We start from the raw sequence: 8,107 nt of genomic DNA, 5'->3' as shown, positions 1-8,107 counted from the left end.
GGCTGGTCCGAGGGGGCGGCCACGGTGCCCTTGTTCTGCGCCGTCTGCGGCTGGGTCGGGCCGACCAGATCCACGTCCACGCTCTCATCCGCCGAGGTGTTCAGCGGCTGCATGGGCAGCGTCACGATCGCGGCGATGATGATCGCCACGTGGATGACGCCAGAAACAATCGCGCTACGGCGCAGATCGCGATCCACTTGTTACTCCCCTGCCCGGCTTTATTGACCGGGCTGCTGGGCCAGCAGCGAGACCTTGGTGAACCCGCCCTGCACGATATCGGCCATCACCTGCAGCATGGTGCCGTAATCGACCTGCTTGTCACCGCGGATGAAAATGCGCTGATCGGCATTGTTCTTCGAGGCTTCCTGCAGGGTGCTGACCAGATTGTTCAGCGGGATCTCGCTATTGTTCAGATAGACCTTGCCCTTGTCGTCCACTGTGACGGTGATCGGCTTGGAATCGGCATTGGCCGGCTTGGCATTGGCCTGCGGCAGGTTCACCTGCACCGAGGAGGTGATCATCGGCGCGGTGACCATGAAGATGATCAGCAGCACCAGCATCACGTCCACCAGCGGGGTGACGTTGATTTCCGCCATCGGCCGGTAGCGGCGCTTGCCGCCCCCCGGCCCGCCGATGAGCCCGCCCGCCATTTACTTATGCTCCTCGGTCTGGCGGGAGAGGATGGCGGAGAATTCCGTGCCGAACCCTTCCAGCCGCCCGGCGAAGCGGGAGAGATCGTTGGAGAGCTTGTTATAGGCCAGCACCGCCGGAATCGCGGCAACGAGACCGATGGCGGTGGCGAACAGCGCCTCGGCGATACCCGGGGCAACCACCGCGAGATCGGTATTATGCATCGCGGCGATGGCGGAGAAGGCATGCATGATGCCCCAGACCGTGCCGAACAGACCGACGAACGGCGCCACCGAGCCGACCGAGGCCAGGAAGATCATGAACCGCTCCAACCGCTCCATCTCGCGCATGATGGTCACGTTCATCGCGCGGTCCACGCGCTCCTTCACCGCGGTGCGGCCGATATCGGTGCCGGCGATGCGCGCGGTGCGCTTCCACTCGCTCATCGCCGCGCCAAACACGGCGGCCATCGGGTTGGTGGGGTCCGCGCCCTCACGGTCGAACAGCTCATCCAGGCTGCCGCCGGACCAGAAATTATCCTCGAACGCATTGGCCTCGCGGTTGACGCGGCGCAGCGTCATCACCTTCTCGATAATGATCGTCCATACCCAGATGCTGGCGAGCAGCAGGATGATCATCACCAGCTTCACCACCGCATCCGCATGCAGGAACAGACCCAGCAGCGAGAGATTTGCCTGCGGCGCGGCCATCGCCGCCTGAGACACCGTTTGGTCCACTATCTTTCCCCGTTCAAAATTTCAGACGCGCGGCCCAATCGCGCGGAATTCGCGTCGCCCGGCCATCGGATACCCGTGCGCAACCCAGGCCGAGCTCAAGCACGGCCAGCGAGTCGCTGTCTCGCAGGAATTTCTGGCGTAGTGTAACGCTGGCCCCGCGCATCTCAGTGAATTCGGTCTCCACGCTCACCAGCTCATCGATCCTTGCGGGGCGCTGATAGAGCAGATTGACGCGATGCACCACAAACATGACTCCATATTGCGCCACCATCTCGGCATGCGGCGCACCCATCTCGCGCAGCGCTTCCGTGCGGGCGCGCTCGGCGATGGCGAGATAGTTCCCATGGTAAACAATGCCCCCGGCATCCGTGTCCTGGTAGTAGATGCGCGTGGTGTAACGATAGATCAAGATCCTGCTCCAAGCCCATGATTAAAGCTGAAAAAGGTTTTAATGTGGCAGTGCGGCGCAATGATCTCGCCAGACGCACGTTCCGGTTGCGGATTACTCGTCCAGCAGGTCAAGCAGATCCGGCCCAGTGCGTGGCGGGTTAAGCCCCAGATGCTTCCAGCCCGGCTCGCCCAGCATCCGCCCGCGCGAGGTGCGCAGCAGCAAACCTTCCTGAATCAAATAAGGTTCTACAACATCTTCCAGCGTATCGCGGGCCTCGGCCAGGGCGGCGGCGAGGGTTTCCACCCCCACCGGACCGCCATTATGATGCTCGGCCAGACGTTTCAGATAGCGCATATCCATCGCGTCCAGACCGATCTGGTCGACATCCAGCCGGGTCAGCGCGGCATCCGCGAGCTGTTGTGAAATTTCCGCAACATTCGCCGCCGTGGCGAAATCCCGCACCCGGCGGGTGAGCCGGCCGGCGATGCGCGGGGTACCGCGCGAGCGCCGGGCGATCTCGTAGGCGCCCTCGTAAGACAGGTTCATCCCCAGCTTCTGCGCGAGGCGGATGACGATGCCGGTCAGCTCGTCGGGGGTATAAAACACCAGCCGCAGCGGAATCCCGAAGCGGTCGCGCAGCGGCGTGGCGAGCAGGCCGGCGCGGGTGGTGGCGCCGACCAGGGTGAAAGGCGGCAGATCGATGCGCACCGTGCGCGCCCCCGGGCCTTCGCCGATGATCAGATCGAGCTGGAAATCCTCCATCGCCGGATAGAGAATTTCCTCGATCGCCGGCTGCAGCCGGTGGATCTCATCGATGAACAACACGTCCTTGGGCTGCAGATTGGTGAGAATGGCGGCGAGATCGCCGGATTTCTGGATCACCGGGCCGGAGGTCGCCTTGAACCCCACCCCCATCTCGTGGGCCACGATCTGCGCCAGCGTGGTCTTGCCCAGGCCCGGCGGGCCGTGCAGCAGCACATGGTCCAGCGCCTCGCCGCGGGATTTCGCGGCGGCGACGAAGATTTTCAGATTCTCCCGGCTGGCCGCCTGGCCGGTGAAATCCTCCAGGCTCTGCGGGCGCAGCGAGGCTTCGCCGCTATCGTCGGCCAGGCGCTCAGGGGCTGTGATGCGGTCGCTCATGGGGTTGGATTTGCAGCTTTTTGAAAAAAGCTGCACCAAAAACTTTTGATTCTTGGGGCCAGTGCCGTCACTTGGCCAAGGCCTTCAGGCCGGCGCGGATGAGCACATCCAGGCTTGCATCTTCGCCGTGCGCCTCCAGCGCTTTCGCCAGCGCGGCTTCGGCTTCAAGGCGTTTATAGCCGAGATTTGTAAGTGCGGAGAGCGCATCGCCCGCCGCCCCCTTGGCCACCGCAACAGGCAGCGCCGCAGCCCCGCCGCCCGGCATCGCCCCCGCCTTGCTCTGCAACTCGGTGAGAATACGGATGGCGAGCTTCGGTCCCACACCCGGCGCCCGGGTCAGCGCCCCCTTATCCTGCCCGGCAATCGCGCCGATCAGCTGGTCCGGCGACAAGGCAGAGAGAATGCCCAGCGCCACCTTCGCGCCCACACCCTGCACTGTGGTCAGCAACCGGAACCATTCCCGCTCGGCCGAAGTGAAAAACCCGTAGAGCGTGATCGCATCCTCACGCACCTGCATCTCGATCAGCAGCGTCGTCAGCCCCTCCGGCAACGCGCCCAGCGTGCGTGAGGAGCAGAACACCAGATAGCCGACGCCATTCACATCGATGACGCAGCGCCCGTCCTCGATCGAATCGACGATGCCGCGCAGCCTCGCGATCATGACAGGCTCTTCCAGACATTCGAGGTCGAGCGCCGATGCGCGTGGCAGATCGCCACCGCCAGCGCATCCGCCGCATCGGCGCGTTTCTGGGTGGAGCCGGGCAGCAAGCGCTTCACCATCAGCCCCACCTGCTCCTTCTCCGCATTGCCGGTGCCGACCACAGACATCTTCACCGTCTTGGCGCCATATTCGAACACCGGAATCCCCGCCCGTGCCGGGGCCAGCAGCGCCACGCCGCGCGCATAGCCGAGCTTGAGCGTCGCGGTGGCGTTGCGGTTGACATAGGTTTCCTCAACCGCCGCCTCATCCGGGGCAAAACGCGCCAGCAAATCGGCCAGCTTGGCGTCCAGATCCTTCAGCCGCAACGGCACATCCTCGCCGCCATCAGTGGCGATGACGCCATCCGCCACATGCACCAGCCGGTTGCCCTGCGCCTCCAGCACGCCCCAGCCGGTAAAGCGCAGGCCGGGGTCGATGCCGAGGATGCGAACGCTGGCAGCCCCGCCTGTTATTTTGCGCGCGGCCGCCCCACCATCCCCGCGCGCGTCCATTACGCCGAGAGCTTCGCCAGAACCTCGTCCGGCAGCTCGTAATTGGCGTAAACATTCTGCACGTCGTCATCATCCTCAAGCGTATCGATCAGCTTGAGCACGCTCGTGGCTTTTTCCTCGTCCAGCGTCACCGTCATGTTCGGCTGCCATTCGATGCCGGCCTCCGCCGGATCGCCGAAGGTCTGGGCCAGCGCGTCGCGGACCGCGAAAAAATTCTCCACCGCCGCCTGCACCTCGTGGCCGTCCTCGTCGGAGACCACATCATCCGCCCCGGCCTCGATCGCGGCTTCCAGCATCGCATCCGCGCTGGCGGCCGAAGCCGGATAGCGGATCGCGGCCAGGCGGTTGAACATGAAGGAGACGGAATTGGTCTCTCCCAGCGCCCCGCCGGATTTATTGAAGGCGGCGCGCACCACGGAGGCGGTGCGGTTGCGGTTATCGGTCAGCGCCTCGATGATGATCGCGACACCGGACGGGCCATAGCCCTCATAGCGCACGGATTCGTAGTTCTCGGTCCCGCCGGCGCCGGAGGCCTTCTTGATCGCGCGGTCGATGGCATCGCGCGTCATGTTCTGCTTCAACGCCGCCGCGATGCCCGCGCGCAGGCGGGGATTGGCGGCGGGGTCGGGCAGACCCTCCTTGGCCGCCACGGTGATCTCGCGGATCAGCTTGGCATAAATCCGGGCACGCTTGGCGTCCTGCGCGCCCTTGCGGTGCATGATGTTCTTTGCATGTGAATGTCCAGCCATGGGCGGGCTTTAGCATCCGCCGCGCCAGGCCGGAAGCGCTGTTAAGCGCTGTTTCCGAGCATCCCGCGCAGCCGGGCCGCCAAAGCGTCCATGGTGAAGGGTTTGGCCATGATCTCCATGCCCGGCGCCAGCCCGCCCTCCTGAATCACCGCTTTCTCGGCATAGCCGGTCATGAACAGCACCTTCAGATTGGGGCGCAGCAGCCGCCCGGCCTCGGCGATCTGCCGGCCATTGAGCCCCGGCAGGCCGATATCGGTGATCAAGAGATCGATCGCCCGGCGCGATTGCAGCATTTCCAGCCCCTGCGGCCCATCCTGGGCCTGCAGCGCGGCATAACCGAGCGTGCCCAGAACCTCGACGATCAAGCCGCGCACCATCGCGTCGTCCTCGACCACCAGCACGCTCTCGCCGGTCGCCTCGTAGGCGATCTGCTCCGGCGCGACCTGCGCGGTGGGGGCGTCACATTCCAGGCAGCGCGGCAGATAGAGCCGCACGATGGTGCCGGCACCGGGTTCGGATTCGATCCGCAGAAAACCGCCAGATTGCCGGGCGAAGCCGTAAATCATCGACAGGCCGAGCCCGGTGCCCTGCCCCAGCGGCTTGGTCGTGAAAAACGGCTCGAACGCCCGCGCCAAGGTGGCGGCATCCATGCCGAGCCCGCTATCGGCGACGCTGATGCAGACATAGGCGCCGGATGCGATATCGCCCGGCCGGGCCAGCCCTGCCCCATCCAGCTCGGTATTCTTCGTGGCGATGACCAGCCATCCGCCATCCGGCATCGCATCGCGCGCATTGATGGTCAGGTTCAGCACGGCGTTTTCCAGCTGGTTGGGGTCGCACAAGGTCGTCCACAGCCCATCCTGCAATGCGAGACGCAGCTCCACCGCCTCGCCCAAGGTCCGGCGCAGCAGCATTTCCATCGAGCCGATCAGCGGGTTCGCCGACACCGGCTTGGGGTCGAGCGGCTGTCGGCGCGAGAAGGCCAGCAAGCGTTGGGTAAGTGCCGCCGCCCGGTCCGCGGCGGCCATGGCCAGCTCGATGAAGCGTTCCAGCCCCTCATGCTGGCCGCGCTGCAGCCGCTTGCCCACCACCTCCAGGCTGCCGCTGATGCCTTGCAGCAGATTGTTGAAATCATGCGCGATGCCGCCGGTGAGCTGCCCTACCGCCTCCATCTTCTGGGATTGGCGCAGCAGCTCCTCCGCCTCGCGCTGGGCGCTGACATCGCGCCCGACAACATAGACGGCGCCATCCAGCGGGTCCGCCGACCAGGAAACCAGCACGGCGCGCCCCGCCTGGTCGAGAATCCGCCATTCCGCATCGCGCACCGGCCGGCCAGCGCGCAGCGTCTGCAAGGCGCGTGCGGCGGCGGGCTGGTCGGCCGCTGGGACCAGCTCCAGCAACGGCGCCGCCAGCAGCCGCGCCTCCTCATAGCCGAGCAGCCGCCGCCAGGACGGGTTGACCGAACGCAGCCTGCCATCCGGCGTCATCGTCGCCAGCAGATCATTGGCGGACACCCAAATCTGTTCGCGCTCGGCACTCGCCGCCGCCGCCGCCGCCGCCGCCTCATGCTCGGCCGTCACGTCCCGTCCGAATCCGTAATGCAGCCCGCCTTCGGCGACATGGGTCCAGACCACTTCCCGCCGCCCGCCTTCCCTGGCCCGCATGCCCACGCTGATCTCGCCGCCGCGCCGCGCCGCGCCCGGATCATAGAGGTGCCGGCGCAGCCGTTCCCAATCCTCCGGCATCACCAGCTCCTGCAGCATCCGCCCGCGGCTCTGCGCCTCATCCCAGCCCAGAACCTTGCTCCAGGCGGGGTTGACGGTGACGATGATGCCCTCCGCCCCGGTGATGAATTTCATCACCGGCGACAGCTCCCAGGTTTGCGCCAGCATGCGCAGGGCGGCACGCTGGTCGGTGATGTCACGCCCGACCGCATGGTTCAGCGCGCCATCCGGCACCACCTCCCAATCGACCACGCGGTAATGCCCATCCTTCATCAGGCAGCGGCACTCGAAGCCCTGGATCGTCTCCCCCTTGGCCAGCCGCTCAAAGACCTGGCGGGCCGCCACGTAATCCTGCGGATGGATGCAGGCGCGCAGCTTGCGCCCGCTCAGCTCCGGCTCGCGCCAGCCCAGCCCACGCTCGATCGCCGGATTGCTGTGCAGGATGACGCCGTGGGAATCGAAGGTGAGCATATAGACGCGGCTGAGCGTCCAGATCCGGTTGCGGGCCTCGCTGGCTTCGGCCTCGGCCAGCTTGCGGGCATGGATGTTCACATTGCTGCCAACCCAGCCTTCCACCGCGCCGCCGGCGCTGCGAATCGGGGTGGCGTGGATCAGATGCCAGAAATATGTGCCTTCGGGCGTCCGCAGCCGGGCTTCGGCCTGATACGGGATGCCGGCCGCCACCGCCTCGGCCCAGCGCCGGGCGATGGCGCTGCGATCATCCTCATGCACCAAACCAGGCCAACCCTCGCCGCCATCCGCGGCCAAAGCAGCCTTCAGCCGGTCATTCATCCAATCCACCCGCCCATCCGGGCGCGCGGTCCAGACCTGGCCCGGCATCGCCTCGGCAAGGCGGCGCAGGGCCGGCAGTTGTGTCGGGGCGGACGGCAGGACGGCCCCATCCTGCGGTCCCAGCTTGAGGACAGCCAACACCGCCAGCACCTTCCCAGCATCCCCCATCAAGGGCAGGCACAACGCGCTCAGCCTCCCCTGGTCGGGCACGGTGCCGAGATCGACCGTCATCGGCTGCAACCCCGCCCCCTGATCCGCGAACTGACTGAGGCTGACAATATCCGCCAGTTCCGGCCAGACGGCGCGCGCGCTCCAGCCCAGCATCGACACGCCGCGCGCGGCCATCAAGGGAATGCAGGGATCATTATACAGCACCACCCCCTCAGGCCCGGCGAGAATCGCCAGCGGCTGCGGCACCCGCAGGCAGGTGGCGACATGCGCCTTGAACGCGGCCGACCAGCCTTCGGCCGGGCCGAGACATGTCCGTGCCCAGTCGAATCCACTGATCAGTTCGCCCATTGCGCCGCCATGAGCGAGAAACCCAAGGCAATCCCCCTCGCGTCCGGCGGGGTCAGCTGGCAGATGTGAAGAAATCATCACCATTCCCACGACTATTCCATGCCTACCCGATGACCGCAAAACCTCAATTTTCTGACATTTTCCCTGAAAGCTTCATGAGATCCCCGCGATATACGGAAAGGCTGGCGCAAAATGGTTTATGTCAGGTGATTG

Annotated in this window: 8 protein-coding genes and 1 pseudogene; all 9 read right to left on the bottom strand. The window is 65.6% G+C overall.

From position 1 onward, the window contains the following. Window positions 1-197: pseudogene (locus MXAZACID_RS19100) on the bottom strand (hypothetical protein); the annotation flags it as partial. Window positions 198-218: 21 nt separating this feature from the next. Continuing rightward, complete coding sequence (gene tolR, locus MXAZACID_RS02940; RefSeq protein ID WP_008492568.1) at window positions 219-650, bottom strand: protein TolR; 432 nt, start codon at window positions 648-650, stop codon at window positions 219-221. Then, window positions 651-1,367, bottom strand: a complete 717-nt coding sequence (gene tolQ / locus MXAZACID_RS02935) for a protein TolQ (RefSeq protein WP_026440056.1) — start codon at window positions 1,365-1,367, stop codon at window positions 651-653. Between the two features lie 13 nt (window positions 1,368-1,380). Beyond that, a complete protein-coding gene (locus MXAZACID_RS02930) occupies window positions 1,381-1,776 on the bottom strand; it encodes a YbgC/FadM family acyl-CoA thioesterase (protein WP_008492566.1) in 396 nt (131 codons plus the stop codon). Window positions 1,777-1,869: 93 nt separating this feature from the next. After that, window positions 1,870-2,898 carry a Holliday junction branch migration DNA helicase RuvB gene (gene ruvB / locus MXAZACID_RS02925; protein WP_039884673.1) on the bottom strand — a complete coding sequence of 343 codons (1,029 nt, stop codon included), beginning with the start codon at window positions 2,896-2,898 and terminating at the stop codon, window positions 1,870-1,872. Between the two features lie 67 nt (window positions 2,899-2,965). Then, window positions 2,966-3,559, bottom strand: coding sequence for a Holliday junction branch migration protein RuvA (gene ruvA / locus MXAZACID_RS02920; protein ID WP_008492564.1), 594 nt, complete (start codon window positions 3,557-3,559; stop codon window positions 2,966-2,968). Beyond that, window positions 3,556-4,110 carry a crossover junction endodeoxyribonuclease RuvC gene (ruvC, locus tag MXAZACID_RS02915; protein WP_008492563.1) on the bottom strand — a complete coding sequence of 185 codons (555 nt, stop codon included), beginning with the start codon at window positions 4,108-4,110 and terminating at the stop codon, window positions 3,556-3,558. Before ruvC ends, ruvA begins: the two co-directional genes overlap by 4 nt. Further along, window positions 4,110-4,859: a YebC/PmpR family DNA-binding transcriptional regulator gene (locus tag MXAZACID_RS02910; protein WP_008492562.1), complete on the bottom strand. Its 750-nt coding sequence runs from the start codon at window positions 4,857-4,859 to the stop codon at window positions 4,110-4,112. The genes ruvC and MXAZACID_RS02910 overlap by 1 nt, the downstream gene beginning before the upstream one ends. 41 nt (window positions 4,860-4,900) lie before the next feature. Next, the gene (locus tag MXAZACID_RS17625; RefSeq protein WP_008492561.1) at window positions 4,901-7,894 is read right to left on the bottom strand and encodes a PAS domain-containing sensor histidine kinase; all 2,994 of its coding nucleotides are present in this window, start codon (window positions 7,892-7,894) and stop codon (window positions 4,901-4,903) included. Window positions 7,895-8,107 lie beyond the last annotated feature (213 nt).

Source organism: Acidocella sp. MX-AZ02 (genome assembly GCF_000306035.1).
Taxonomy (GTDB): domain Bacteria; phylum Pseudomonadota; class Alphaproteobacteria; order Acetobacterales; family Acetobacteraceae; genus Acidocella; species Acidocella facilis.
Note: the sequence above shows the minus strand (reverse complement) of the source record. Positions and strands in the feature narration are given on the sequence as shown.

Bases quoted from the DNA above. Each gene is read 5' to 3' on its own strand.
- tolR (WP_008492568.1), bottom strand. From the start codon at position 650: ATGGCGGGCGGGCTCATCGGCGGGCCGGGGGGCGGCAAGCGCCGCTAC.
- ruvB (WP_039884673.1), bottom strand. From the start codon at position 2,898: ATGAGCGACCGCATCACAGCCCCTGAGCGCCTGGCCGACGATAGCGGC.
- ruvA (WP_008492564.1), bottom strand. From the start codon at position 3,559: ATGATCGCGAGGCTGCGCGGCATCGTCGATTCGATCGAGGACGGGCGC.
- ruvC (WP_008492563.1), bottom strand. From the start codon at position 4,110: ATGGACGCGCGCGGGGATGGTGGGGCGGCCGCGCGCAAAATAACAGGC.
- MXAZACID_RS02910 (WP_008492562.1), bottom strand. From the start codon at position 4,859: ATGGCTGGACATTCACATGCAAAGAACATCATGCACCGCAAGGGCGCG.
- MXAZACID_RS17625 (WP_008492561.1), bottom strand. From the start codon at position 7,894: ATGGGCGAACTGATCAGTGGATTCGACTGGGCACGGACATGTCTCGGC.